This is a genomic window from Bacillus xiamenensis (assembly GCF_001857925.1).
Classification (GTDB): Bacteria; Bacillota; Bacilli; order Bacillales; family Bacillaceae; genus Bacillus; species Bacillus xiamenensis.
Window position 1 is genome coordinate 2,538,320 of record NZ_CP017786.1, and the last position, 24,882, is coordinate 2,563,201.

The 24,882-nt window shown below is 41.4% G+C and carries 25 protein-coding genes; 10 read left to right on the forward strand and 15 right to left on the reverse strand.

Annotated elements, in window-relative coordinates:
- Positions 1-64: 64 nt before the first annotated feature.
- Positions 65-274 carry a hypothetical protein gene (locus BK049_RS12820; RefSeq protein WP_071168677.1) on the forward strand — a complete coding sequence of 70 codons (210 nt, stop codon included), beginning with the start codon at positions 65-67 and terminating at the stop codon, positions 272-274.
- Between the two features lie 77 nt (positions 275-351).
- Here BK049_RS12820 and BK049_RS12825 read toward each other — a convergent pair whose 3' ends face one another.
- From BK049_RS12825 to malK, 7 genes are all read right to left on the reverse strand, one after another.
- A complete protein-coding gene (locus BK049_RS12825) occupies positions 352-1,689 on the reverse strand; it encodes a 2-hydroxycarboxylate transporter family protein (RefSeq protein ID WP_071168678.1) in 1,338 nt (445 codons plus the stop codon).
- Between the two features lie 176 nt (positions 1,690-1,865).
- On the reverse strand, positions 1,866-2,825 hold the full coding sequence (locus tag BK049_RS12830) for an ABC transporter permease (protein WP_008357158.1): 960 nt from the start codon (positions 2,823-2,825) through the stop codon (positions 1,866-1,868).
- Complete coding sequence (locus tag BK049_RS12835) at positions 2,826-3,872, reverse strand: ABC transporter permease (protein WP_071168679.1); 1,047 nt, start codon at positions 3,870-3,872, stop codon at positions 2,826-2,828. It lies immediately after the preceding gene.
- Positions 3,865-5,400, reverse strand: coding sequence for an ABC transporter ATP-binding protein (locus tag BK049_RS12840; RefSeq protein WP_071168680.1), 1,536 nt, complete (start codon positions 5,398-5,400; stop codon positions 3,865-3,867). Before BK049_RS12840 ends, BK049_RS12835 begins: the two co-directional genes overlap by 8 nt.
- A 159-nt stretch (positions 5,401-5,559) precedes the next feature.
- Positions 5,560-6,642, reverse strand: a complete 1,083-nt coding sequence (locus BK049_RS12845; RefSeq protein WP_071168681.1) for a BMP family lipoprotein — start codon at positions 6,640-6,642, stop codon at positions 5,560-5,562.
- Between the two features lie 395 nt (positions 6,643-7,037).
- Positions 7,038-7,745, reverse strand: coding sequence for a response regulator (locus tag BK049_RS12850; protein ID WP_071168682.1), 708 nt, complete (start codon positions 7,743-7,745; stop codon positions 7,038-7,040).
- Positions 7,738-9,339, reverse strand: coding sequence for a malate sensor histidine kinase MalK (gene malK / locus BK049_RS12855; protein ID WP_071168683.1), 1,602 nt, complete (start codon positions 9,337-9,339; stop codon positions 7,738-7,740). The genes BK049_RS12850 and malK overlap by 8 nt, the downstream gene beginning before the upstream one ends.
- Positions 9,340-9,525: 186 nt before the next feature.
- Between malK and BK049_RS12860 the strand changes: the two genes are divergently transcribed.
- Entirely contained in the window at positions 9,526-10,083 is a 558-nt protein-coding gene (locus BK049_RS12860) for a YufK family protein (protein ID WP_008357146.1), read from the forward strand.
- A gap of 442 nt (positions 10,084-10,525) precedes the next feature.
- Here BK049_RS12860 and BK049_RS12865 read toward each other — a convergent pair whose 3' ends face one another.
- The 3 genes from BK049_RS12865 to BK049_RS12875 all read right to left on the reverse strand — a co-directional run bounded on the left by BK049_RS12865 (position 10,526) and on the right by BK049_RS12875 (position 14,144).
- Positions 10,526-10,936, reverse strand: a complete 411-nt coding sequence (locus BK049_RS12865) for a thiol-disulfide oxidoreductase DCC family protein (protein WP_071168684.1) — start codon at positions 10,934-10,936, stop codon at positions 10,526-10,528.
- A gap of 19 nt (positions 10,937-10,955) precedes the next feature.
- A complete protein-coding gene (locus BK049_RS12870; RefSeq protein ID WP_071168685.1) occupies positions 10,956-12,857 on the reverse strand; it encodes a transglycosylase domain-containing protein in 1,902 nt (633 codons plus the stop codon).
- Between the two features lie 108 nt (positions 12,858-12,965).
- A complete protein-coding gene (locus tag BK049_RS12875) occupies positions 12,966-14,144 on the reverse strand; it encodes an MFS transporter (RefSeq protein ID WP_008358995.1) in 1,179 nt (392 codons plus the stop codon).
- Positions 14,145-14,362: 218 nt separating this feature from the next.
- Here BK049_RS12875 and kapD point away from each other — a divergent pair, with 218 nt between their 5' ends.
- Positions 14,363-14,980, forward strand: coding sequence for a 3'-5' exonuclease KapD (gene kapD / locus BK049_RS12880; RefSeq protein WP_008358993.1), 618 nt, complete (start codon positions 14,363-14,365; stop codon positions 14,978-14,980).
- On the opposite strand, the gene kapB is transcribed toward kapD, so the two are convergent.
- Positions 14,977-15,369 (reverse strand): kinase-associated lipoprotein KapB, encoded by a 393-nt coding sequence (gene kapB / locus BK049_RS12885; protein WP_071168686.1) that lies wholly within the window; start codon positions 15,367-15,369, stop codon positions 14,977-14,979. The two genes, kapD and kapB, sit on opposite strands and share 4 nt — an antisense overlap.
- Positions 15,370-15,459: 90 nt before the next feature.
- Here kapB and BK049_RS12890 point away from each other — a divergent pair, with 90 nt between their 5' ends.
- Positions 15,460-15,639 carry a hypothetical protein gene (locus BK049_RS12890; protein ID WP_008358989.1) on the forward strand — a complete coding sequence of 60 codons (180 nt, stop codon included), beginning with the start codon at positions 15,460-15,462 and terminating at the stop codon, positions 15,637-15,639.
- Here BK049_RS12890 and BK049_RS12895 read toward each other — a convergent pair whose 3' ends face one another.
- Together BK049_RS12895 and BK049_RS12900 are read right to left on the reverse strand one after the other, a co-directional pair.
- Positions 15,640-16,932 carry an ATP-binding protein gene (locus tag BK049_RS12895; RefSeq protein ID WP_008358987.1) on the reverse strand — a complete coding sequence of 431 codons (1,293 nt, stop codon included), beginning with the start codon at positions 16,930-16,932 and terminating at the stop codon, positions 15,640-15,642.
- 133 nt (positions 16,933-17,065) lie between these two features.
- Positions 17,066-18,241 (reverse strand): MalY/PatB family protein, encoded by a 1,176-nt coding sequence (locus tag BK049_RS12900; RefSeq protein ID WP_071168687.1) that lies wholly within the window; start codon positions 18,239-18,241, stop codon positions 17,066-17,068.
- 83 nt (positions 18,242-18,324) lie between these two features.
- On the opposite strand from BK049_RS12900, the gene BK049_RS12905 reads away from it, so the two are divergent.
- Complete coding sequence (locus tag BK049_RS12905; RefSeq protein WP_008358983.1) at positions 18,325-18,585, forward strand: DUF1871 family protein; 261 nt, start codon at positions 18,325-18,327, stop codon at positions 18,583-18,585.
- Here BK049_RS12905 and BK049_RS12910 read toward each other — a convergent pair.
- Positions 18,582-19,406 carry an alpha/beta fold hydrolase gene (locus BK049_RS12910; protein ID WP_071168688.1) on the reverse strand — a complete coding sequence of 275 codons (825 nt, stop codon included), beginning with the start codon at positions 19,404-19,406 and terminating at the stop codon, positions 18,582-18,584. The two genes, BK049_RS12905 and BK049_RS12910, sit on opposite strands and share 4 nt — an antisense overlap.
- A 172-nt stretch (positions 19,407-19,578) precedes the next feature.
- Between BK049_RS12910 and BK049_RS12915 the strand changes: the two genes are divergently transcribed.
- From BK049_RS12915 to yugI, 3 genes are all read left to right on the forward strand, one after another.
- The gene (locus BK049_RS12915; protein ID WP_071168689.1) at positions 19,579-20,079 is read left to right on the forward strand and encodes an Lrp/AsnC family transcriptional regulator; all 501 of its coding nucleotides are present in this window, start codon (positions 19,579-19,581) and stop codon (positions 20,077-20,079) included.
- Positions 20,080-21,273, forward strand: coding sequence for an aminotransferase (locus tag BK049_RS12920; protein WP_008358977.1), 1,194 nt, complete (start codon positions 20,080-20,082; stop codon positions 21,271-21,273).
- A 199-nt stretch (positions 21,274-21,472) separates the two neighbouring features.
- The gene (yugI, locus tag BK049_RS12925) at positions 21,473-21,865 is read left to right on the forward strand and encodes a S1 domain-containing post-transcriptional regulator GSP13 (RefSeq protein ID WP_008345795.1); all 393 of its coding nucleotides are present in this window, start codon (positions 21,473-21,475) and stop codon (positions 21,863-21,865) included.
- Between the two features lie 67 nt (positions 21,866-21,932).
- Here the strand turns inward: yugI and BK049_RS12930 are convergent, their stop codons facing one another.
- Positions 21,933-22,169 (reverse strand): DUF378 domain-containing protein, encoded by a 237-nt coding sequence (locus tag BK049_RS12930; protein WP_008345792.1) that lies wholly within the window; start codon positions 22,167-22,169, stop codon positions 21,933-21,935.
- A 144-nt stretch (positions 22,170-22,313) separates the two neighbouring features.
- Between BK049_RS12930 and BK049_RS12935 the strand changes: the two genes are divergently transcribed.
- Together BK049_RS12935 and BK049_RS12940 are read left to right on the forward strand one after the other, a co-directional pair.
- Positions 22,314-23,477, forward strand: coding sequence for an iron-containing alcohol dehydrogenase (locus BK049_RS12935; RefSeq protein WP_008358974.1), 1,164 nt, complete (start codon positions 22,314-22,316; stop codon positions 23,475-23,477).
- Positions 23,478-23,598: 121 nt separating this feature from the next.
- Positions 23,599-24,771, forward strand: coding sequence for an iron-containing alcohol dehydrogenase (locus tag BK049_RS12940; protein ID WP_008358972.1), 1,173 nt, complete (start codon positions 23,599-23,601; stop codon positions 24,769-24,771).
- The last annotated feature ends 111 nt before the right edge of the window (positions 24,772-24,882 follow it).

Below are 24,882 nucleotides of genomic sequence, written 5' to 3' on the forward strand. Positions count from 1 at the left end.
AAAATAAAACTCGTTGTATATTGTTTTGTATTTCGTACATGCTTTTCTTAAAGGAGCTGATTACATGAAAATAAAAGCGGGCATCAGCTTAAGCATATTCTGCACGATTTTAGGAGGAGCATTCTTAATAGAACGAAATGATCAAAAAAGGTGGCAGGCTGCGAGTGAATGGCCGCTATTTTCTGAGCACCTCATTCATATGACCTACCAAGAGACCAAACAATATCCTTTTCAGCCCCGTGAATATTTACGAATTGTATTAGCTGATGAATAAGGTCTTATAGGAGAAAAGAAATATAAAAAAAGCATGGCCCCTTCATAAGGGCTCATGCTTTTTAGTGGTTGTATGGATTAAGTAAACATTCTGAGTAAGATCGTTGCGCAAATAACAGTTGCTGCGCCGCCAAGACGTGTAGATACTTGAGCGAACGGCATAAGACCCATTCTTCCAGAAGCTGAAAGGATCGCAACGTCACCAGTACCGCCAAGTCCGCTGTGGCAGCCAGTAACAATCGCAGATTCTACTGGATACATGTTCATTAATTTACCAACAAAGTAACCAGAACCAACCATTCCTAGAACAACTGCGATACATACACAAATGAAAGGAATTGAGATAACAGTTGCTACATCATCAAGTGGAATGTAGAGAATCCCTAAACCAACCATAAGCGGCCAAGTAAAGCTTTTCGATACAAATTTGTAAAACTGCTGTGAACCATTTTGCAGATGCTGAGGCATCACGTTTAAGTATTTGATTAATGCTGCAAGAACAATCATTAAGATTGGCCCAGGAATATGAATAAAGCTTTCTAACAAACCACCAAAGATGAAGGTTGTACAAGCAACGAGTACACCTGCACCCATTAAACCGAAATCAACTTTCGTATCCATTTCAGGCTGTTCGAAAATGTCGTTTGCTTCTTTCGATTTAACAAGTCGTCCATTTCCGTTTAGTTCAGGACGTTTTTCACCAAGCTTTTTCATTGCACCAGCACAGATGATGGCAATCACGTTCCCAATGACAGCAGCAGGAATTAATTGAGAAATTAATGACTCTGCTGATACACCAAGAATTTGTGAATAAGCAATAGATAATGGCAATATCCCTTCACCAACACCACCGGCAATAATCGGTACAATAATATAGAAGAACGAATGATGCGGTGTGTAACCAACTAAAAGACCAACAAGAATTCCGGCAGCTACAGCTGTAATTGTACCTGCAACAAGAGGAACAAACATACGAATAAGGCCTTGTACTAAAACAGTTCTTTGCATCCCAAGAATACTACCTACTACAAGAGCAGAAATATAGAAGTAAAGGAAGTTCGACGTTTTCATCAGAGACGTAACCGCTTCCAACGAATTCGGATTCAGAACATGAAAAAAGACCAGGAACGATGGTACGAATAAAGAAAGAATCGCCGGTCCACCAATATCTTTTAAGATTGGAATACGTTGTCCTATATCCCCAAGGAAAATCCCCAAAATCATAATAACAGCGAAACCACCAAGCATATTTGCTGGAATTTTATTAAAATAAGCGGCAGTTAAAATAATCGCTGCAAGTACTAAATACACAGGAAGATCAATAACACCAATTTTCCAAGACAGAATCTTTCGGAAAACGCTTTTATTATTGTCAGAATCATTTGTAATCGATTTCAATTGTTGTGCATTAGCCACATAAACACCCCCAAATGCTATTTGACTCAATTGTAGAAGATTCAATGTCACTCTTCTATTTATTAAACTAAATTAAGTGTAATAAAAGTAAAATAAATGGAGGGATTTTTCGTTTTTATCATACAAAAATCCCCTGAAGATAGTTTGTCCTTCAGGGGATTGAACATACATTGTATTTATCGTTTTCCTTTTAAATAAGGCGTACCAAGTGCTTTTGGTGCATCTGCACGTCCGATGAACCCAGTGAGAGCCAAAATCGTAAGCACATATGGTGCAATGAGCATATACACATTCGGTATATCTTGAAACAGCGGCAAGAGAGAGCCGATGATGCTTAAACTTTGTGCAAATCCAAAGAATAATGCAGCGCCCATTGCGCCAAATGGATGCCATTTACCGAATACAAGCGCAGCTAAAGCAATGAAGCCTTGACCAGTAATGGTGGCGTGAGAGAAATCAAGAGCGATGGTTGACGCATATACAGCTCCGCCAAGACCGCCAAACAGGCCACTAATGAAGACGCCGATATAGCGCATCCGGTACACGTTGATTCCCATTGTATCAGCAGCCATTGGGTGCTCCCCAACTGCACGAAGGCGCAAGCCAAATGGCATTTTAAATAAGACAAACCAAGCGACAACTGCAAGAGCTAATGCGAGTATCGACGTATAATACACATCTTTAAAGAAAATATCACCAATGATCGGAATATCACTTAAAAGGGGAATATCTCCTTTATAGAAAGGCTCTGTAATTTTATCTGTCTGTGCTTTACCATAAATCAGCTTCACAACAAACAGTGTAGCGCCGAGGGCAAGCATGTTAATCGCTACACCACTGACCGTTTGATCTGCTCGAAACGTAATGGTGGCAACAGCGTGAATGAGTGAGAACAACCCGCCAATGGCCATTCCGACAAGAAGACCAAGCCACGGGGTCAAGGCACCAAACGTATCAGCAAAAAATAAGTTAAAGATAATACTAGAAAATGCTCCGACGACCATCAACCCTTCAAGACCGATATTGACTACACCTGATCTTTCTGAAAAGACGCCTCCAAGAGCGGTTAAAATAAGTGGTGCAGCATAAACAAGTGTAGCTGGGACGATGATTTCAAGAATTTGCAGAAATCCCACTTATTTTCCCCCCTTTTTCTTCATTTGTTGAATCACAAGACGGATAACATAGCTTGAGGCGACGAAAAGAATAATGATCGCAATGACAATATCAACGACCTCAGTCGGTACGCCAGATTCAAGCGGCATATTTAAAGCACCGACCTTCAATCCACCAAGCAATAAGGCAGCAAGAACGACACCAATGGCCGTGTTTCCGCCTAATAAGGCAACGGCGATTCCATCAAAGCCGACGCCAGTGAAGGCATCTTTTATTGAAGCATATTCGAAGGTTCCTAATCCCTCCATTGCTCCCGCTAAACCTGCAAAAGCACCAGAAATTAGCATGGAATATATAATGTTTTTTCTCACATTCATCCCTGCATATTGGGATGCGTGTTGATTCATACCAACAGCACGCAATTCAAACCCTTTAGAGGTTTTTTGGATAATGATCCACATAATAACGGCAGATATGACAGCTACAATGATTCCGTTATGCATGCTTGAAAAATCAGTTATTTTTTCAAAAAAATCAGAGTGTAAAGAGGCTGTGGAATTGATATTATCTGTTTTATCTTTATGATCTGTAAGAACATTTGTAATAATAAAATTAGTCACATGAAGGGCAATGTAGTTCATCATAATGGTGACAATCACTTCATGAACATAAAAACGAGCTTTTAAAAAACCAGGAATAAAGCCCCATAATGCACCAGCAGCAGCGGCTGTGATCAGTGCAAGAGGAAGATGGATATACATAGGTGCATGGACGGTTGTTCCGATCCATACAGATGCAATCCAGCCAATGAGCAATTGACCTTCTACTCCGATATTAAAGAGACCTGTCCGAAATGCAAAGGCAACAGCAAGTCCCGATAAAATATAAGGTGTGACTTGTCTGATGGTTTCTCCCATATAATATGTTTCACCGAAGACGCCATTCCAAAGGGCGCTATAGCCTTCGATGACACTATAACCGCTTGCCAGCATGATAATGGCCCCAACGAAAAGACCAAGTACAATGGCTATAAGCGGAATCAACAGATTTGTTAAGCGATTAGACATTTGCTTCTTTCCCCACTTCCTGTTGCGTACTTCCAGCCATCAATAGACCAAGTTCTTGCTCTGTTGTATCTTTTGGATCAACAATGGCAATAATGCTGCCTTCAAAAATGACAGCGATCTTATCACTGACATTGATAATTTCATCAAGCTCAAAGGAGATGAGCAGAACGGCTTTGCCCGCATCTCTTTGTTCAATGAGACGCTTATGAACAAATTCAATTGCCCCAACATCGAGACCGCGTGTCGGCTGAGCGGCAATTAATAAATCCGGATTGCGGTCAACTTCACGGCCAATAATGGCTTTTTGCTGGTTACCGCCTGATAGCGCACGTGCTTCTGTATATTCACTAGGTGCCCGCACGTCATATTCAGCCATGATTCGTTTTGCTTTTTGATAAATGTTTTTCATATTCATCAAACCAAACTTCGAATAAGGGCGCTGATAATACGTTTGTAAGGAAATATTTTCTCCAATTGAAAAATCAAGCACAAGTCCATGCTTATGACGATCCTGAGGAATATGTCCAATTCCAGATTCGGTCACCTTGCGTGGCGGGAGATTTTGAATGGCTTTCCCGTTTAGCAAGATCGTGCCAGATTCCGTTTTTTTCAGACCTGTAATGGCTTCAATCAATTCAGATTGACCATTTCCGTCGACACCAGCAATTCCGACAATCTCGCCAGCCCTCACTGATAGATTCAGCTGTTTAACTGCTTCAATTCCTCGGGCGTCTTTGACAGTGAGGTCTCGAATTTGCAGTACTTCTTCAGCAGGGGAGGCTGCTTTTTTGTCTGTCTTAAATGAGACTTCCCGGCCGACCATTAAGCTGGCAAGCTCGTCTTTGTTTGTGCTTTCCACATCAAGTGTACGAATGCCTTGCCCTTTTCGGATAATGGTGACGCGATGACAGGCATCCATAATTTCTTTCAGCTTGTGGGTAATTAAAATAATGGATTTGCCTTCATGAATTAAGTTTTTCATAATTTGTATGAGCTCTTTTATTTCTTGAGGTGTTAAGACGGCTGTTGGTTCATCGAAGATTAAGATGTCAGCGCCGCGGTAAAGTGTTTTTAAGATTTCTGCTCGCTGCTGCATACCGACCGAGATGTCAGATACTTTTGCGGAAGGGTCTATTTTCAGCCCATAGCGGTCAGAAAGCTCCTGAACTTGCTGAATGGCTTGTTCTTTGTCAATCTTTCCAAGCTTCTTTGGCTCTTTTCCTAAAATGATGTTTTCAGCAACAGTGAATGTATCGACTAGCATAAAGTGCTGATGAACCATTCCGATGCCTAAATCACTGGCATCATTTGGACTTGAGATCGTAACAGGTTTTCCGTGTACCTTGATTTCACCTTTTTCAGGCTGATACAGTCCGAAAAGCACGTTCATGAGCGTTGATTTTCCAGCGCCGTTTTCACCAAGCAGCGCATGAATTTCGCCCTTCTTTAGCTGCAGCGTGATGTTATCGTTTGCTACAATACCAGGGAATTCTTTGCGTATATTCAACATTTCAATGACATAATCCACAGGTTTAACCGCTCCTTTTTTAGGGTGCTGATGAAGATAAAAACTAGCAAAAGAAAAGCTGCAAAACAAGGCTGCAGCTTTTCTTTTACCACCTTTTACGAATAAAGAGGAGGTAAAGGAGAGGCAAGGGGATAAGACGTGCTTATCCCGCTGCTCAAATTAAGCTTTAAAATCTTTTAGTTCATCACGTGTTGCAGGGATTTTGACTTCTCCCTTGATGATTTTTTGTTTCCATTCTTCAACTTTCTTCAATACATCTTTGTCAAGGTTGTCCTGAGATGGAGAGATGTCAACGCCGCCTTCTTTCAGACCGTATGTGATCACTTCACCGCCAGGGAAATTGCCTTCTTTTGCTTTTGTTGTTAAGTCTTGAACCGCAGTGTCAACTTTCTTAATCATAGAAGTAAGGGTGACACTTTGATCTGTTCCAGGTACTTTTCCTTCGTCATACTGATCTTTATCAACACCGATAACCCAGACATTTCGATTTGGATCTGCCTTTTTTAAGTTGGTTGCTTCTGTAAAGACACCAGTTCCAGTACCTCCAGCTGCATGATAAATAATGTCAACGCCAGATTTGTACATACTTTCTGCTGTTGCTTTACCGATATCAGCTTTATCGAATGCACCAGCATATTTCACTTCAACTTTTGCTTTTGGGTTAGCTGCTTCAACGCCTGCACGGAAACCAACTTCGAATTTTCTGATTAATTCAGAGTCAACACCGCCAACAAAACCAATTTTGTTTGACTTTGTAGAAAGAGCAGCAGCAACACCTACGAGAAATGATCCTTCGTTTTCCTTAAATGTAATACTAGCTACGTTCTTCTTATCAACAACTGCATCAACAATTGCAAAATGGGAATCTTTTCGCTGATCAGCTATTTTTGAAATGGCACTCTCCATTTTATAGCCGATACCATAAATGAGGTCAAATTTTTGCCTAACAAGTGTATTTAAATTTGTTGGATAATCTGCATCGGTTTTAGATTGTAAGTAATCAAAGCCGTTTTTGCCTTTTGTTAAATTGTTATCTTTCCCAAATGCTTGTAGACCTTCCCAAGCTGATTGGTTAAACGATTTGTCATCGACACCACCGACATCAGTTACCATTGCAACAGTGAATTGATCTTTATCTTTTTTGCTTTCACCGCTGTTTGAGCCAGAGTTGCCGCATGCTCCAAGGATGGTTCCTGCTGCTACGACTAAGGACAATGCTAGTCCAATTTTGCGCTTCTTCAAAACATAACCCCCTATAAAATTTAAAAGTTTCAGAAAAGTCTCGCGAAAAAAGACCGACTCTTGTCTTCTCCTATCCTTTTGGAAAGGGTATTTTATCCTGTTTTCTCTTAAAATTGATAGAGACAGAAGAGAAGATGTAAGACATCAGACTTATATCTCGTTGAACTAATCAATCATAATTTATCATTTCCGATCGAATAAATAAATAGAAATTTGTTTTATTTTTAAAAAAATGTTAAAAGGCTTAATTCAATGTCTTTTTATCTGATGAAATATGATATAATGCCGCTTTTGCGATGTGCTCTACTACAGTGAAAGAACTGATATCAAGGGGTTTGTTACATCTTATGCCATAAAAAAACATCTGGCCTTTGGTCAAGGTCAGATGTGTCAAATTATAGATATTGTTGAATCAAATTCATATTGCTCGTATTCAATTTATATTGGAAAACAGGGCGGCCAATTGTCCCGTATGCCATCTCCACATCAACCACCTCGATATCCTCAAGGAATTTCAAATATTTTCTAATAGAGACCTGGGAGATTTCTGTATGGTTGGCTAGGTCTTCGGTCGTGAAAGCCTGCTGGCCGAATGATTGAATGCTTGTCCAGATGAGTTTGAGTGTGCTCTTGGTCAGGCCTTTTGGCAGAAGAACCTTTTCGGCTTCTGCTTTTTTATGAAAGAGCTTCGCATCTAAATCATTTTGCGAGATGCTGTTCATCGTTTGATACAGGGCATGTTTTCGTTTATACTCTGCCAGTGCTGATTGGAACCGTTCGAATTCAAAAGGTTTGATTAAATAATCAACAGCGCCGTTACGCATGGTTTGCTGCACCACATCGACTTCATTGGCAGCAGATATCACGATGACATCCACGGAATGATTTTGCTGACGAATTTCTGATAATAGGGCGAGCCCATTTTGTCCAGGCATATAAATATCAAGAAGGACAAGGTGAATGATGTCTGTCTTCAAACATTCTAGTGCCTGCTGAAACGAGGTGGCAATCCCCTTTAATTCAAAACCATCTATTTGGGTCAGGTAGCGTTTATTCAGCTCCCCAACCATTGGATCATCTTCTACGATCAACACATTAATCATGTGAATCCTCCTTTTGTTTATACGGAATGCGGAGACTAAAAGTCGTTCCTTCTCCTTTTTCACTCGTAACAATCAAATGTCCGTTCAATTTTTTGATACTTTGGTCAACAAAGTAGAGGCCGAATCCTCTGTCTTCTCCTTTTGTTGAGAAGCCTTGCTCAAACATCATTTCCTGTTCTTCCTTTGTCAGACCAACGCCTGTATCTGTGATTTCAATATGAAGCTGCTCTTGGACATATCTGAATGAGATCGAGATGTTTTTGTTCTTTGTATGAGAAACGGCATCGAGTGCGTTGTTTAACAAGTTCCCAATGACGGTAATAAGATCGTGCGTCACAGATGGGTCCTCTGAGTTAGGGACCTGGGTGCTGCAAATGACTTCTAAAGTAGCACCTTGTTCGCGAATGTAGCTTTGTTTCCCTAGTAAAAAGCCTGCTAAGACCGAGTTTTTCACATGGTTGATGATTTCATTTGTTTCTGTCTGCTGATAAATCGCAATATCTTTGATATAGGTGCCAAGGTCATCATAATTCTTCAGCTGTACCAATCCTAAAATGACATGCAGCTTGTTCATGAATTCATGGGACTGGGCACGAAGGGCATTGGCGTACATTTTCACCCCGCTCAGCTGCTCAGCTAGGTGTTTGACTTCTGTTTTGTCACGGAAGGTTGCAATTGCCCCAACAATTTCTCCTTTTACCGTGATTGGCACCTCGTTAAAGACGAGCTCCAGTCCGTTCATTCTGACATCACGATCAAGCAGCGGTTTACGTGTTTCAATCACTTGTTTTAAGCCGCTTGAAGGGAGAAGAGCCTGAACATCCTGTTCTCTAGGATCAACCATAATGCCCATATTATGAAAGAGCCGTTTGGCTTCTGCATTGGCCAGCTTGATTTTACCATGCTGATCGACGGCAAGAATTCCTTCTTTTGTTGATTCTAGCATGGCGCTTCGTTCTTTTAATAATGTCGCAATTTCGTCTGGCTCAAGTCCAAACATAATCTTCTTCACTTTTCGTGCAACAATGAGTGCACCGATAATGCCAGATAGAAGGCTAAGTGATGTGACGAAGTAGAGCGGGATTAAGTTTTGATGAATAATCAAATCAATTTCCTTTAACGTAATCCCTACTGCCACTGCCCCAAGCTGTTTGCCGTCTTTGTTATAAACAGGAACAAAAGCACGCATGGACCTGCCAAGTGTTCCAGATGCCGTACTAATATGTTCTTTCCCCTGTAATGCTGGCTTTTCATCACCACCAGCAAAGCGCTTCCCAATCTTTTGCGGATTCGGATGTGTTTTGCGGATACCGTTCATATCCATAACGACAACGAATTCGGTTTTGGTGATACGCTGAACATTGGTTGTATATTTACGCAGTGCTGAATATGAATGATCGTCTTCTAGCGATTTCGCTGTGATCGGTGCCTCTGCGACCATCTTGGCGGTGGAGAGGGCAATGTCACGCTCCTGCTGGTGGATATTTTTGGCTGTTTCCGACCATATCGTAAAGAATGTGATACAGAGGGAGATGAGGACAACAATACAGACAAAGATCGTCAGCCGTGTTTGCAGTCTTAAAGTTTTTTTCACGAGTATACCCCTAACGCGCAATTTTTTCGTAATAGTAATACTTTAACGGGAAAATGTAAGTTTGTGAAGGAATGTACGTGCAAAAATCACAAATTTGATGTTAATTCCAGTTTACTTGGAAAGCATCTTGTCAATCCGTTTTAAGTGAGCCATAATAAATAGGAGCTTATGAGAAAGGATTTATTTATGAAAAATACATATTTGACTGGATATTTTCCGCTAATTTCGATTTTACTATTCAGCTCTGCTTTTTCGATTTTCACAGTAGGCATCACGACTGATTTCTTGACGCAAGCAGGGGTCTTAAAAGGAATGCTGGAATTCTTTTCAGAACAGGGCATCCGTCTTGCTTTATTTGCCGCATTTGCACTTGTTTATTTTATGGTTTTATCTGCTTTAAAACTCATTGCGGATACAGTGTTAGAGTTGGCGCTGCTCTTTTTTGCAAAGGACCCTGAAGGGGAAAACTTAAAGAAAATTAGAATCGCATCGGTTGTTTATTTGTTTGCCAGCTTACTTGCATTTCTATTGACGCAGCAGCTCATTTTGCTGGTGGGACTCTTTGTTTTAGCAAGTCTTATTTATTTTATCTGGGTTGTGGTACGCATTTATCAATCGCTATCCATGCTGAATTTAATTGGATTTATGATGTTTATTCTGCTGTTTTGGGCCACATTTTTGATCGGTATTTTGTACTTATTTATTAAGCTTTATAACAGTGTCATGGCAAGTCTGCCTGCTTAAACAGATGAAAGAAAGCATCCTCCATCATTGGAGGATGCTCAGCGTGTAGACAAACCCTCGCATTCTTTGTCAGTCCTGCATGCCGGTGCTCACGAATGTCAAATTCGCTCCGCGCCGGTACTCGTCCTTCCTAGACTGCAAAGGTTTTCATGTCACGCTGAAAAGAAGACAAAGGACTAAAATAAAAATCATTTTAGCCCTTTGTCAACAATCTGACATCCTCCATTATTGGAGGATGTCAGATTGTTGACAAACCCTCGCATTCGGTGTCAGTCCTGCGTGCTGGTGCTCACGAATGTCAAATTCGCTCCGCGCCAGTACTCGTCCTTCCTAGACTGCAAAGGTTTTCTATCACGCTGAAAAGAAGACAAAGGGCTAAAATAAAGATCATTTTAGCCCTTTGTCAACAATCTAAGCATCCTCCATTATTGGAGGATGTTTTTTATGGAAGAAACCGTTTTTGAATATCGGGTGTCGGCACCATACAGGATGTTTTTTGACCAAACCATTTGTAGCGGTTTTTCGCGATGAGATGATAACACCAATCACGGATTGGGCGGGGAATGATAAGGAGCAAATAGCTCCACCTGTAGATTCCTTTTAAATGCCGTGCAGCTCTTAAGATGCCAGTCGATTTCATGTAAAGTGTGCCTTCTTCAATATAAATAAATGAATTGAACTCATCTAAAGGCAAGCCGTTTTCTTTTAAAATACGCTGTCCTGTATTTGATTGTAAAGAAGCAAACATCATCTGCTCGTGTGGATCACGCTTCATGACAAACTGAACAGCGCCGCTGCACACGTTGCAGACACCATCAAATAAAATTAAATGAGAAGGCTGAGGTGTATGCATGACAGTTAAACCTCCTGTTTTATCTGGCATATTGCATTGTGTTTTTCCAAATACGTAAGTGCGGGCTTGAGCTATAAATAGATTCAACGGTTCCTCTATCTCTTCCGACCCATACACCCATTGTGTATTGATCCGTGAGTCCGACAAACCAAATATCTTTGTAGTCGTTAGATGTTCCTGTTTTACCACCGATGTATGGAGAATTGAAATTCGCTTTTTTCCCTGTTCCACTTTTCACAACGGAGGCAAGCAGTTTGCGCATCGTTTCATTTGTCCGCTGCGAATAGACCTGCTTCGGCGATTCTTTCCACTTATAAAGGGTTTTGCCATTTAAGTCTGTGACCTTTGTAATGGAGTGATTTCGCGTATAGGCACCTTGATTGCCAAACACGGTATACGCATCGGTCATTTCTAACGGCGAGAAGCCTTTTGTAAATCCTCCAAGTGCAGAAGGGAGGCGGTAATCATCCGCTACAATATGTTCGAATGAGAACTTTTCTAAATAGCTGAAGCCTTTATTGACACCGACTGTATCAAGCATTCGGATCGCTGGTGTATTGTAAGAATTCTTAAAGGCGGTTTCAAGAGTCACCGTTCCATACGTTTTATGGTTGTAGTTTTGCGGGCAGTATCCGCTGCTGCAAAACTTGCCGGCACTGATTTTACTTGATGCGGTCGCACCGGTTTGATCAATATAAGGGCCATAATCTAACAGCGGCTTAATTGCGGAACCTGGTTGTCTTTGCGCTTGATAAGCGTAATTGAAATCAAACTTTTTATAATTCTTCCCGCCAGCAAGTGCGACGATTTGATGGGTTTGGTGGTTAATGACTGCTGAACCGCCTTCCACACCTTGATAAGGCAATTGAGCATTGAGCTGATAAACCGCTCTTTGCTGCAAGGAAGGATCGAGTGCTGTATAAATCTTCACGCCATTCTGAAGCAGGGCACTGACCTTTTCGGATAATTCCTTTTGAATCGCCTTTTTTGCTCCTGCTGTTTTGGCCTTCTTCAATCGTTTTGTAAAGCCTTCCTGATCAGACACAAGGTCGGTAAATTCCTCATTAGCGTACGTCACATAGTCAGGATAAAGATTTTTCTTTTCACTTACGGACAAGCTGATTTTTTCTTTGACTGCTTTGTTGTACTGCTTCTTGGTGATGACGCCATCTTTTTTCAAGATACCGAGCAGCCGTTCTTGGCGTTTCTTTGTGTGCTTGAATTGTTTCAATGGGTCATACAGCGTTGGATTGTTTGGAATAGCAGAGATAAATGCCATCTGTGCAAGCGATAAAGAGCTAAGCGGCTTGTCAAAATAGTAACTAGCCGCAGAACCCACACCGTAAACACCATTGCTAAAATAAATCGTATTTAAATAGCTTTCGAGAATTTCATCTTTTGTGAATTTCCGCTCTAGTTCATAAGAATAGAGCAGTTCTGTAAACTTTCGGCTGAACGAACGTTCATGGCTTAAATAGAGGTTGCGGGATAACTGCTGTGTGATCGTACTGGCGCCTTGGCTAATGCCATGGTTTTTGACATTTGCGGCAAGTGCACGAACAACCCCCATAAAGTCAATGCCTTTATGGTCATAAAAATTGCGGTCCTCTGAGCGGAGGAACAGTTCCTTCACGGAATCAGGAATTTTGTCGTATTTCACGAAAACACGGTTCTCATCATTCGATACGATCTCGGAGATAAGAGAACCATCTCGATCATACATATAACTGTTTTGGGAAAAATCTATCTTTTCCAGCTTGATTTTTTGATCAAGCACTTCGTTAACAGGCTTTACACTTGCAGCTTCTTCCTTTGATAGATAAAAAGTCAGAACAAATAATGGGATGAGGGCAGCAAGTAATAACCAACCAATGATTGCACGAAACATGAGGTCACTCACTTTCTTCAGATTTCTAGCCATATCGTACCATTCTTTTGCGAATACGAGAAGGTTATTTTTAGAAAAGAATGGATGTGAAGTCTAGTAAACTAGGCATCTAGAGATGAAAAAAGAGTATCTGATGACAGATCAGACACTCCTCTCTCTTGTCTTTGATTGTGAGCGGACCACCCATAAAAATAATGCCCCAAAAAGGAAAATGCCGGCGGTGACATAAAAGACAGCTGGAATCCCGTAATGACTTGCGACAATGCCGCCGATCACTGGACCAACGACATTTCCGAGAAAACGGAAGCTGACATTGTAACCGAGCACTTCCCCTTGCATAGAGGCAGGTGCTTTGATGCGAATATACGCCGTCGTACACGGGATAATCCCGCCTAGTGCCATCCCGTATAAGAAACGGAAGATCACTAACATCCCGTAGGAATCCGCCATCGCTTGTGGGATGAATAAAATGGAGGAGAGGATGAGAAGGGCAAGCAGCACCTTATCGTGACCGATTCGATCCCCAAGATCTCCCCATTTCCGCGTAAACAGCAAATTGCCAAGTCCTGTTGCAGAAAACGCCAGCCCCGCATAAAAGGCTAGATTGACCGGTCCATGTAAATCGTGAATGTATAAAGCTAAAAGCGGCTGAATGCTAAAGTTCCCTACTTGCGTAATAAACGTTAACAGCATGGTAACCACAAGCAAAGGCTGTTTGAACATATGGACAAGGACTTCCTTCCGTGAGTAAGAAACACGCTTTGCTCCTTTTGAACGGATTGGCTGTTCTTTCACACCGAAAATAATGACAATTGCCGACACATAAATGACAGCGGCTGTTAAGAAAAATGTATAAATGAATCCGACACTGTCTGCCATGAATCCGCCCATCAATGGACCGAATAATCCGCCAGCCACATTACTCATTTGCATTGTTCCAAGGGTTTTACCGGCTGTTGCCTTTTCAGTTTGAGCAGAAATCAGCGCCATCGAAGTTGAGATAAAACCAGTCACAAGCCCCATGAAGAGCCGAAGTGCGAATAGCTGATAAACGGTTTGAACAAGCCCCATTAATAAAATGCTTGTGGCAATCCCGATGCCGTTAATGAGCAAAATCTTTTTATAGCCATGGCGGTCACCAATCCGCCCCCAAATAGGAGAAATGAGAAAGGCCGTTAAAAACGTGATCCCAAAGACATAGCCGCTCCATCTTTGAACAAATTCATTCGAGTAGCTGCTATCAAGAGATTCTATGTAAAGTGATAAAAAAGGGACGATCATCGTAATGCTGGCAGATACAAAAAAGTTCACAAACCACATGATGTACAAGTTTCTCTTCCTGTTTGTGATAGGGACCACCTTCTTTATTTATTTCGTGTTCCTTAATAATTATAAAGGAAAATAAACGATCTTTCATCTGATGAATAGGTTGGGCATAGTGAATCTGCATTATTTTCGCAAAAATGAAGTGATTTCAAAGTCCGTCTTAATATAATGGTAGCAGGATGAAAAACAGACGAAAAAGTGAGGTGAGACTGATGGAACAGAAGACGCTGCTTGTGGTCGATTTTGAATTTACGATGCCTGATGGAAAATATCATCCACAAAATTTTTTCCCTGAAATCATTGAAGCTGGTGTAGTGAAAGCGTCAAATGAAACGATCATAGACACATTCTCAAGCTACGTCAAACCGAAAAAGTTTCCGAAGCTGACAAAGCGCTGTAAATCGTTCCTCGGCATTACGCAGCAAGACGTAGAGAACGGGGTTTCATTTGAGACGTTTATTGAGAAGCTCGTGTCACTTGATGGGGGAGAAGGCTGTGAGATTATCACTTGGGGAAATATGGACATGAAGGTGCTGAAGCAAAACTGCATGCTCAATCATATTGCTTTTCCTTTTAAGGGAAAGCTGCGGGATCTCGCCTTTGAATATAAAACCTTCTTTGGGGATAGAACTCTCACAGGACTTCGAAAAGCGGCAAAGGAATACGGCAGTGATGGAGCTGGTCAGCATCATAAAGCACTTGATGATGCCATGACCACTTACCAGCTATTCACCCTTTTTGAAAAAGACCGATCCTATGTGGAAAATCCGCAAACAACCAAAATTGGTGAACTCATTGACTTCTCTCACTTTTTTGATTCGACAGACTAGCGGGCGTCTTCTGGAAAATAATCTTTTTCAAGAGAAGAGAGGCACGTTCTTGATTTTTCAGCCCATTTGGAATCATCCGCACTGAGCCCTTTTTTCAATTTGTCTACGGCTTCTTTCAGTGACACTTGATAATCAGGGATGTCACCATCATAAGGCTTCACCATATGATGAGGGATATTCGTCTGTTCCCTAAAGGCCAAAGCTCGCCTCTCCTGAAAAAAAGGCACGTCCGCTTCTTTAGGGTGATGCAGGTCTCCTTGAGTTGGATGCGTTAAAACCGCTTTTATTTGAACGAGATAAGTGGATGGTTTAACGGCTGTCACTTCCCCAATATAAACACCTGTTTTGTAAAAACCTTTCACCGTTTGTCCAATCTGAATGTCTGTCATGTGAAATTCCTCCATTTCCTTCATATAAGAAGGTATTTCCTTTCTTTTAGCCAATATAGTGAAGTAAACGAGCAAAAGGGGGAATGGCGAATGATGTCGTTCATCGCACTCTTTCTACTGTATTTTCCTGAAGATAAAAGGGAGTACATCCCAGCGGCGATTACCACGGTGCTTTTCTTTATGGCTGCATTTATTTGTTTTCGTCTGATCGTTCGTGCTTCTAAGAAGCAGGAGCAGATAGATGAAAAAAGGACAAAAAAAATGGATTGATCATTTTCTTCTTGTATCTTCAGGAAACTTCACGGTGACCGTTGTACCAGACTGAAGCGAGCTTTTGAAACGAATCGTTCCATGGTGATTTTCGATGATGGAAAATGTCACGGTCAGCCCAAGCCCAGTTCCTTTATTTTTCAACGTGTAATAAGGTTCGCCAAGCTTTTTCATTTGGCTTTCTGTCATACCTACACCGTTATCAACGAAATAAAGGCAGATTCGATGATTCTCTTTTGAAGCAAAAAGTTCAACTTTTCCTTCGTGTTCGGGTGCTGCTTCAATCGCATTTTTGATTAAATTAATCATCACTTGCTTGATCTTCGTTTCATCACCTTGAATGTATAGATCTGGTTCAATGGATTGATGAATGGTGACCGATTTAAAATTAGCGTAGGATGTCATCAGCGATGCACATTCTTCAAGTAATTTAGATAAATTAAGAGATTCAATTTGATAATAATTTTGTTTCGCAATATCAAGATAACTCGTGATAATATCTTGCGCGCGGTCTAGTTCAGATAAAACGAGATTTTTATAATCTTTATTGGTCGACGGCTCTTTCGCATTGTCACTTGAAAAGAGCAGCTGAATAAACCCTCTCACAACTGTCAGTGGATTGCGTACTTCATGGGCGACGCTTGCCGCAAGCTCACTTACAATCGTCAGCTTCTCTGATTGGACGAGCTGTGTTCTCATTTGTGCATTTTCTTTTACGAATTCAATGCAATAAATGCTTAGCACAAGAAAGAATATGTAGTAAAGAGTTGAGAAAAATAACTCAAGGAACTTTTGCTGCATAATAAAAGCCGGGCTGTACTCCAGTAAGCTGACTACAAGCAACCCAATGTAAATAAACACCCCTTTTGATAAACCAATAAGTGCTCCGTATAGCAGCTTTTTCGGCTTCGGATATTGGCGCCATTTCCGGTAAAGCAGGAAAGGAACGAAAAAGTAAATCGGTACAACAATCAGTCCAACCCATAAAAAAGAACCATACATCACGAACTTTACGGTTGAACTGGCCAAGATGGCGACGATTCCAGCGGTGTATCCTCCATATAAAATGGCTAGTACAAGGGGAATCGATTGAAGCCCAGTCTGCAAATCTAAAATCGAACCAACTGGATACATAATACATAGTGCTGATGAAATGGATGCAAATATTGTGATGAGCAGTTTATTCGTTTTAGGGAAATGAGCAGGGGTCCGGCTTAGCCATAGTGCATGATATAAAAAGATTGGAAATAGAATAAAAGATACATGGAGCAGAAAATCCTTGAACATTTCCATTTAAATGCTCTCCTCGTAAATAATTGTAATTCCTCTCATTATATCATTTCATGTACAAAGTAGATATGATAATAGGAGGGTTTTTTTCTTTAAAAAGAACACCCGCTAGGATGTTCTTTTGATAGAAATGGTTTTATTTGGAATCTGGGGTGAACGCTTGATGAAGGCGTTTCAGACCTTCTTTCACCGTTCCGGCAGGACAGCCGAGATTCATTCGAATAAAGCCGTCTCCTTCATGCCCATACACGTGCCCAAGCTCTAGTATCACCTTGCCCTTTTTTAGCAAATTCCGTTTCAATTCCGCCTGAGTGAATTGATAATCACGAATGTCCAGCCAAAGTAAATAAGAAGCATCTGGTTTCATATAACGCATATTAGGAAGATGTTCGTCAATATACTCCATTGCGATCTTCATATTCTTTTCGAGATAAAGAACAAGTGAATCAAGCCACTCATCCCCGTGGCGATAGGCCGCTTCCATCGCAGGGATTGCAAATGCATTCAGTTTGGATAATCCGTTTCTTTGCAATTCACTGGTAAAAAGGGTTCTTTTTTCTTCATCAGAAATGATAATGGCAGATGCTTGAAGTCCAGCTAAATTAAAAGTTTTACTTGGTGCAATACACGTGACTGTGATGCCTGCTATCTCATCAGAAAGACTGGCAAATGGCACATGCGGCTTCCCGTAAAGCATCAAATCAGAGTGAATCTCATCTGAAACGACCGTTACACCATGCTGCACACACAAGTCTCCTACACGTTTTAATTCCTCTTTAGACCAAGCTCTCCCTGAAGGATTATGGGGATGACAAAGGAACATCAGCTTCGCCTCTGGTCTGCTTAATTTTTTCTCTAAATCATCAAAATCCATCATGTAGCGGTTGTTTTCTATTTTTAAAGGATTGGTTGAGACAATACGTCCATTTCTTTCAATCATTTGATAGAAGGGTGTATAAACGGGTGACTGAATGACCACTTCATCATTCGGAGCTGTAAAAGCTTGTACAGCAAAACTAAGAGCTGTAACGATACCTGGTGTGAAGGTGACAGCATCTGGTTGAATGGTCCACCCATGTCTTCTTTTGAGCCAGTCAGCCACTGCCTGCTGCGTCTCCTGATCCTGAAAGGCATAGCCGAATACGCCATGATCTAATCGTTCTTTTAAAGCATCAAGAACGACTTGGGGCGCTTTAAAATCCATATCTGCTACCCACATCGGCAGCGCATCTGTTGTCAGGAACAATGACTCTGCTTGATCCCATTTGACTGATTTTGAACCTTTACGTATGATCTGTTCGTCGAAATTCATGAAACCCACCTCTAGCCGTTTTTCAACCACTCTTGGTTGTGCTAAAATAAACATCACAAAATTTATTATAAGCGGTGATACCGATGAAAGATAGTCAAGCTGTAGAAGAGATGATTCAATCCATTAAGGCATGGGATCCTTTTCATTATGGAGAGGACTTTTATGAAACGGAGCCTGCTGACGTCATCAGTGCCTTATACGACGCAGAGGACCCATTATCTTTAGCAAAAGAGATTCAAGCCATTTACCATCACTCATTTGAGCAGCTTCTTCCGATAGAGAGCTGTCAAGATATAGCGAAACAGCTTTTTGTCCTAAGAGACAGCAGCTCCTGCTCTCGTTAAGACAGGCTGAAGCTGCCAATTTGATCAGACACAAAGTCCGGATTTTCCTCAGGAAGGAGATGCCCGGTTTTTTTTAGTGCATGTAAGGTCGAATGCGGCAAATCCTTGTGTAGCCTTTCGCCAATTTGAATCGGAACAATTCGGTCTTCCACGCCCCAAATAAGCAGGACGGGTGTCTCCATTTTCTTTAGCACATCTGACGTCAAATCGCCTTCCCTGTGCCGTATCAAGCGAAATATGCCTCTAAAAATTTGATCATCTGAAAAAGGCTTTAAATATCCGTCCACCATTTCTTGATCAATAATCGAATGATCATGCACAACAGCGGTTAAATTTTTCATAATGCCTTGCTTTAAGAGCTTTCTTTTGAGATATAGATAAAAATAAGGAATATATGTGCTGTAAACAAGCGATCTTTTGGACTTATTCATATACCCTGAACTGCACAAAAGAACGGCCTTTTCAAATAGGTCTGGACGCTCAGATGCAGCATATAAGGCAATTTGTCCGCCCATGGAATGACCGACGAGAATCGCATGCCGAATCTGCAAGTAACCAGCTAGCTCAATAATGATTTTCGCCATGTTGCGATAGCTGTAAATGAACGTATTCGACTTTTCGGACTGCCCAAATGGAGGCAGATCAATTGCAATTAAATTGAAATCTTGTTTCAGAAGCGGGATGAGCTTTCGATAGCTGAAGGTAGATGAGAAGAGACCATGAATCAAAATCAATGTCTTCTTTCCCTCATTTGGATAGTGCTCGTAATAGATATCTAAACCGAATTTACTTTTCATATAAGCTGGCTGAACAATGTCCACACTCATCAACTCCGATACTTGACTGTCTGTTAGGTGACTGTATTGTACCCTAAAAAGTGGGTTTTAAGCTACGATTAGAATCTTTTCCCTGCTTAGCATAATGGGAAAAACGTGCTATAATGTTCAGAAGATTTTTTAAAACTAGCTTTTACATTCAGAGGTGTGAAATCAAATGAAACTAAGTGAAAAAGAAACTGAAATATTAGAGATTTTAGATGAAAACAGCCGTGCCGATTTAAATACAATTGCCAAAATGGCAGGCGTCACAACAGAAGAAGCCAAAGCCATTATTCAAAAACTTGAAGATCAAAAAGTCATTATTGATTATTCGACCATGATTGACTGGCGTAAAGTGGATGGCCACGAAGGCGTTACAGCGATGATTGATGTGAAAGTGACCCCGAAAAGAGGCGTCGGTTTTGATGAAATTGCTGAACGTATCTACAGATTTCAGGAAGTGGAGTCCGTGTATTTAATGTCAGGTGTATATGATCTATCTGTTGTGATTAGAGGAAGATCCATGTCTGATATCGCTCGCTTCGTATCTGAAAAATTATCGACACTTGATTCCGTTGTTTCAACAACTACCCACTTTATTTTGAAAAAATATAAGCATGATGGGAAAGTATTTGAAACAGGGGACGATGACAAAAGAATCGTGGTGTCTCCTTAAATGAAAAAGTCTTATTTATCTGAAACGGTACAAAGCATTCAGCCGTCAGGTATTCGAAAATTCTTTGATTTGGCAGCCACAATGGAAGGAGTCATCTCCCTCGGTGTCGGTGAACCGGATTTCGTGACCGCTTGGAATGTGAGAGAAGCAAGTATTATGTCATTAGAGCAAGGACTTACCTCCTATACGGCAAATGCTGGGCTGCTTTCTTTGCGAAAAGAATTAAGCCAGTATTTATATAAGCGGTTTCATGTTGATTACAGTCCTGAAGAAGAACTCATCATTACTGTTGGCGGAAGCCAGGCGCTTGATTTGGCCTTTCGCGCCATTCTAAACAGCGGTGATGAAGTGATCATCCCAGAGCCTTGTTTCGTAGCCTACGGGGCACTTACGACACTTGCGGGCGGTGAACCGGTGTATTTAAGTACATCAGCTGAAAAAGATTTCAAAGCCGATTCCGCTGATCTTCGCACGAAGCTGACGCCGAAGACAAAAGCCATCTTGCTATGCTCTCCGTCAAATCCAACAGGGTCTGTCTATTCGAAAGAAGAGCTTGAAGATATTGCTCAGTTTGCAAAGGAGCATGACCTTTTAATCATCACGGATGAGATTTATGCAGAGCTAACGTACGATGAAGCTTTTACGAGCGTGGCGGCGATTCAAGATATGAAGGAAAGAACGATTTTGATTTCAGGTTTTTCAAAAGGATTTGCTATGACAGGCTGGCGCTTAGGATATGTGGCAGCACCGCCTGTACTCCGTGAGGCTATGCTGAAAATACATCAATATTCTATGATGTGTGCACCGGCTATGGCACAATATGCCGCTGAAGAAGCATTAAAAAACGGACTTGAAGATGTGGAGAAAATGAAGAAAAGCTACAGAAGGCGCCGTAATTTGTTTGTTGGATCCCTCAATGAACTTGGACTCACATGTCATCAGCCAAACGGAGCGTTTTACGCTTTCCCGTCCATTAAAAGCACGGGCATGACATCAGAACAATTTGCCGAGGAGCTGCTGCTTAGCGAAAAAGTAGCGGTTGTCCCTGGAAATGTATTCGGTCCAAGCGGTGAAGGGCATATTCGCTGTTCATATGCATCGTCACTCGATCACCTGCAGGAATCACTTTCAAGAATCCAGCGGTTTTTGCAAAGTAGACAAGTGAAAGAAGAGGCACCTGCTATCTTAAAATAAAAAAAGGCATCAATCCATCTGGACTCATGCCTCTCAAATTAGGGGGGGAATACTAGAAAGCATTCTTGTTTTCAGGTATTCCCCCTTTTCATATGATCTAAACCCTTTTAAAAAATATTTTGCGAAACTGTCCGTTCTGTGATATAGTTTTTAATTGCGTATAAACGAATATTAAAACATTTATTTAGGAGTTGTTATCATGGCGACAAAGTTTGAAGTAGGCAGTGTTTACACTGGTAAAGTAACAGGATTACAAGCGTATGGTGCGTTTGTTGCATTAGATGAAGAAACTCAAGGACTTGTGCACATTTCAGAAGTGACACATGGCTTTGTAAAAGACATCAACGAGCACCTTTCAATTGGTGACGAAGTACAAGTGAAAGTTCTTTCTGTTGATGAAAATGCTGGTAAAATCAGCCTTTCTATCCGTGCAACGCAAGAAGCACCTGAAAGAAAAGAAAGCAAACCAAAGAAACAAAGACCACAGCAAGTGAAAGAAGAAGCTGCTGCACCACAAGGGTTCAATACACTGAAAGATAAACTTGAAGAGTGGATTGAGCAATCTAACCGTAAAGACCTTATCAAGAAATAAAAAAAGCACCGCTTCAAACGGTGCCTTAGGCTGCCTCATATAGGCAGCCTTTTTTATGTCTTTTTGTTTAGCGAACCTCTGGATTCGGCTCGTCACGGCGGACAGCTTCTTCGCTTGGCTTGAATAATAGACCAAGGTTAACAAGACCTGCAATTCCAACAAGACCATAAATAATACGTGATAATGCAGCACCTTGACCGCCAAAGATCGCTGCTACTAAGTCAAATTGAAAAAAGCCGATTAGTCCCCAGTTAATAGCACCGATAATCGTGAGCACGAGGGCAATACGTTGAATAGCACTCATCGTGATTCCTCCTTTCGCTACAGTATCAATACATTTATATTTTGCAGATTTTTAGCCAAACTATGCGTAAGAAAATGGATGAAAGCAAATTACTTTACTTTTGGAATGAAAGAGGCGCATAATGTAGCGCGAGGAGGAGATCACATGGATCGATTTACTTATTGGAACCCAACGAAATTAATCTTTGGAAAGGGAGAAGTATCAGCCCTTTCAGATGAACTCAAACACTACGGAAAAAACGTATTGCTTGTATATGGTGGAGGCAGCATTAAACGAAATGGCCTTTATGACCAAGTTGTCAGCATCTTAAAAGAATCAGGAGCTACAATCACTGAGCTTGCTGGTGTTGAGCCAAACCCGCGTTTAACAACGGTCAGAAAAGGGGTTGAGCTTTGCAAAGAGAACCAAATTGATTTCATTTTAGCAGTCGGCGGCGGTAGTGTCATTGATGCGACCAAAGCGATCGCAGCAGGTGCGAAGTACGATGGAGATGCTTGGGACATTGTGACTCGTAAGCATGTTCCAATGGAAGCCATCCCATTTGGTACGGTGTTAACACTTGCGGCAACAGGTTCTGAAATGAACTCTGGATCAGTGATTACGAACTGGGAAACAAATGAGAAATATGGCTGGGGCAGTCCAGCAGTCTTCCCTAAATTCTCGATTCTTGATCCAGTGAACACATTCACTGTGCCAAAAAACCATACGATTTATGGCATGGTCGACATGATGTCTCACGTGTTTGAACAATATTTCCATCACACAGAAAATACACCTTACCAAGATCGTATGTGTGAAGGACTTCTTCGTACCGTCATTGAAACGGCACCGAAGCTGATCAACGATCTGGAAAATTACGAACTCCGTGAAACCATCTTATTTACGGGTACAATTGCGCTAAATGGAATGCTTTCTATGGGCGCACGCGGTGACTGGGCATCTCACAATATTGAGCATGCGGTATCCGCTGTCTATGACATCCCTCATGCAGGCGGACTTGCGATCTTGTTCCCGAACTGGATGAAGCATGTCATTCAAGAAAACCCAGGCCGCTTCAAACAATTAGCGGTGCGTGTATTTGATGTAGACCCTGCGGGGAAAACAGATGAAGAAGTTGGCTTAGAAGGAATCGACAAACTGTCTGCTTTCTGGACAAGCCTAGGAGCACCAAGTCGTTTAGCTGATTATGACATTAACGATGAGAAAATTGATTTAATTGCAGACCGTGCAATGGCACGCGGTGAATTTGGTCAATTTAAAAAGCTGAACAAAGAAGACGTTCTAGCTATTTTAAACGCTTCTCTATAATCGAATGTCAAAAAGATAGCTGCTTTCGAGCAGTTATCTTTTTTTTGAGTTCAGTGTGTACATATGTTACAGTAGTCTTTCATGTTTTTGGATATATTCGTTGTAAGGAGATGTTGAACAGATGGAGAACTTTATTTACTATAATCCAACCAAATTAATGTTTGGAAAAGGACAACTAGAAGGACTCAAAAACGAACTCGCTCGTTATGGGAAACGAGTGTTACTTGTATACGGCGGAGGCAGTATTAAGAAAAATGGTCTTTATGATCACGTGATCAGTGCTTTAAATGAAGCAGAGGCTGAAGTATATGAGCTGTCTGGTGTTGAACCGAACCCTCGCCTCACGACAGTGAAAAAGGGAATCGAGATCTGCCAAGCTGAAAAAATTGATTTCTTATTAGCCGTTGGCGGTGGAAGTGTCATCGACTGTACAAAAGCGATTGCAGCTGGAGCAGCATATGACGGGGATGTTTGGGATATTATTTCAAAGAAAACAACCGCTCAAAAAGCATTGCCATTTGGCACAGTATTGACACTTGCAGCGACCGGCTCAGAAATGAACCCGGACTCTGTGATCACAAACTGGGAAACAAATGAAAAATACGTGTGGGGAAGTTCAGTGACGCACCCTGTCTTTTCTATTTTAGACCCTGAACATACGTATTCTGTACCAGAAAACCAGACGGTATATGGCATGGTCGATATGATGAGCCACGTATTTGAACAATACTTCCATCATGTCAAAAATACGCCTCTACAAGATCGGATGTGTTTTGCCGTTCTTCAAACGGTCATCGAGACAGCACCAAAACTGCTTGAAGACTTACAAAACTATGAGCACCGCGAAACAATTCTTTATGCTGGAACGATTGCTTTAAATGGCACACTGCAAATGGGCTATTTTGGAGACTGGGCATCTCATACGATTGAGCATGCGGTATCCGCTGTTTATGACATTCCGCATGCGGGTGGACTTGCGATCATTTTCCCAAATTGGATGCGTCATACACTTGATCATAATGTGGAACGTTTTAAACACCTTATGCTTCACATGTTTGACATTGAAACAGAAGGAAAAACAGATCGTGACATCGCATTAGAAGGAATCGACAAGCTGTCAGCCTTCTGGACTAGCCTAGGTGCACCAAACCGTTTAGCGGATTATGACATCGGCGAAGATCAACTAGACAAAATTGCTGATATTGCGGCAAAAGAAATGGAATATGGCGGCTTTGGTAACTTTATGAAACTAAACCGTGATGACATTCTGTCTATTTTAAAGGCCTCTTTATAATCTTGATAGCCGCTTTTCTTCATGAGGAGCGGCTTTATGCTGCATCAATGACGATCACTTGATTTCAATAGCTAGTTCCGCTAAAGTGAAAGGGACAGAACTAACGTAATG

Excerpts from the sequence above, each read along its gene's own strand:
- BK049_RS12930 (WP_008345792.1), bottom strand. The coding sequence starts at position 22,169 with ATGAGTGCTATTCAACGTATTGCCCTCGTGCTCACGATTATCGGTGCT.
- BK049_RS12875 (WP_008358995.1), bottom strand. The coding sequence starts at position 14,144 with ATGTGGTTTGTGAACTTTTTTGTATCTGCCAGCATTACGATGATCGTC.
- BK049_RS12920 (WP_008358977.1), top strand. The coding sequence starts at position 20,080 with ATGAAAAAGTCTTATTTATCTGAAACGGTACAAAGCATTCAGCCGTCA.
- BK049_RS12940 (WP_008358972.1), top strand. The coding sequence starts at position 23,599 with ATGGAGAACTTTATTTACTATAATCCAACCAAATTAATGTTTGGAAAA.
- BK049_RS12895 (WP_008358987.1), bottom strand. The coding sequence starts at position 16,932 with ATGGAAATGTTCAAGGATTTTCTGCTCCATGTATCTTTTATTCTATTT.
- BK049_RS12900 (WP_071168687.1), bottom strand. The coding sequence starts at position 18,241 with ATGAATTTCGACGAACAGATCATACGTAAAGGTTCAAAATCAGTCAAA.
- yugI (WP_008345795.1), top strand. The coding sequence starts at position 21,473 with ATGGCGACAAAGTTTGAAGTAGGCAGTGTTTACACTGGTAAAGTAACA.
- BK049_RS12835 (WP_071168679.1), bottom strand. The coding sequence starts at position 3,872 with ATGTCTAATCGCTTAACAAATCTGTTGATTCCGCTTATAGCCATTGTA.
- BK049_RS12935 (WP_008358974.1), top strand. The coding sequence starts at position 22,314 with ATGGATCGATTTACTTATTGGAACCCAACGAAATTAATCTTTGGAAAG.
- BK049_RS12865 (WP_071168684.1), bottom strand. The coding sequence starts at position 10,936 with ATGCATACACCTCAGCCTTCTCATTTAATTTTATTTGATGGTGTCTGC.
- BK049_RS12905 (WP_008358983.1), top strand. The coding sequence starts at position 18,325 with ATGAAAGATAGTCAAGCTGTAGAAGAGATGATTCAATCCATTAAGGCA.
- BK049_RS12870 (WP_071168685.1), bottom strand. The coding sequence starts at position 12,857 with ATGGCTAGAAATCTGAAGAAAGTGAGTGACCTCATGTTTCGTGCAATC.
- BK049_RS12820 (WP_071168677.1), top strand. The coding sequence starts at position 65 with ATGAAAATAAAAGCGGGCATCAGCTTAAGCATATTCTGCACGATTTTA.
- BK049_RS12915 (WP_071168689.1), top strand. The coding sequence starts at position 19,579 with ATGAAACTAAGTGAAAAAGAAACTGAAATATTAGAGATTTTAGATGAA.
- kapB (WP_071168686.1), bottom strand. The coding sequence starts at position 15,369 with ATGACAGACATTCAGATTGGACAAACGGTGAAAGGTTTTTACAAAACA.
- BK049_RS12890 (WP_008358989.1), top strand. The coding sequence starts at position 15,460 with ATGATGTCGTTCATCGCACTCTTTCTACTGTATTTTCCTGAAGATAAA.
- BK049_RS12850 (WP_071168682.1), bottom strand. The coding sequence starts at position 7,745 with ATGATTAATGTGTTGATCGTAGAAGATGATCCAATGGTTGGGGAGCTG.
- kapD (WP_008358993.1), top strand. The coding sequence starts at position 14,363 with ATGGAACAGAAGACGCTGCTTGTGGTCGATTTTGAATTTACGATGCCT.
- BK049_RS12860 (WP_008357146.1), top strand. The coding sequence starts at position 9,526 with ATGAAAAATACATATTTGACTGGATATTTTCCGCTAATTTCGATTTTA.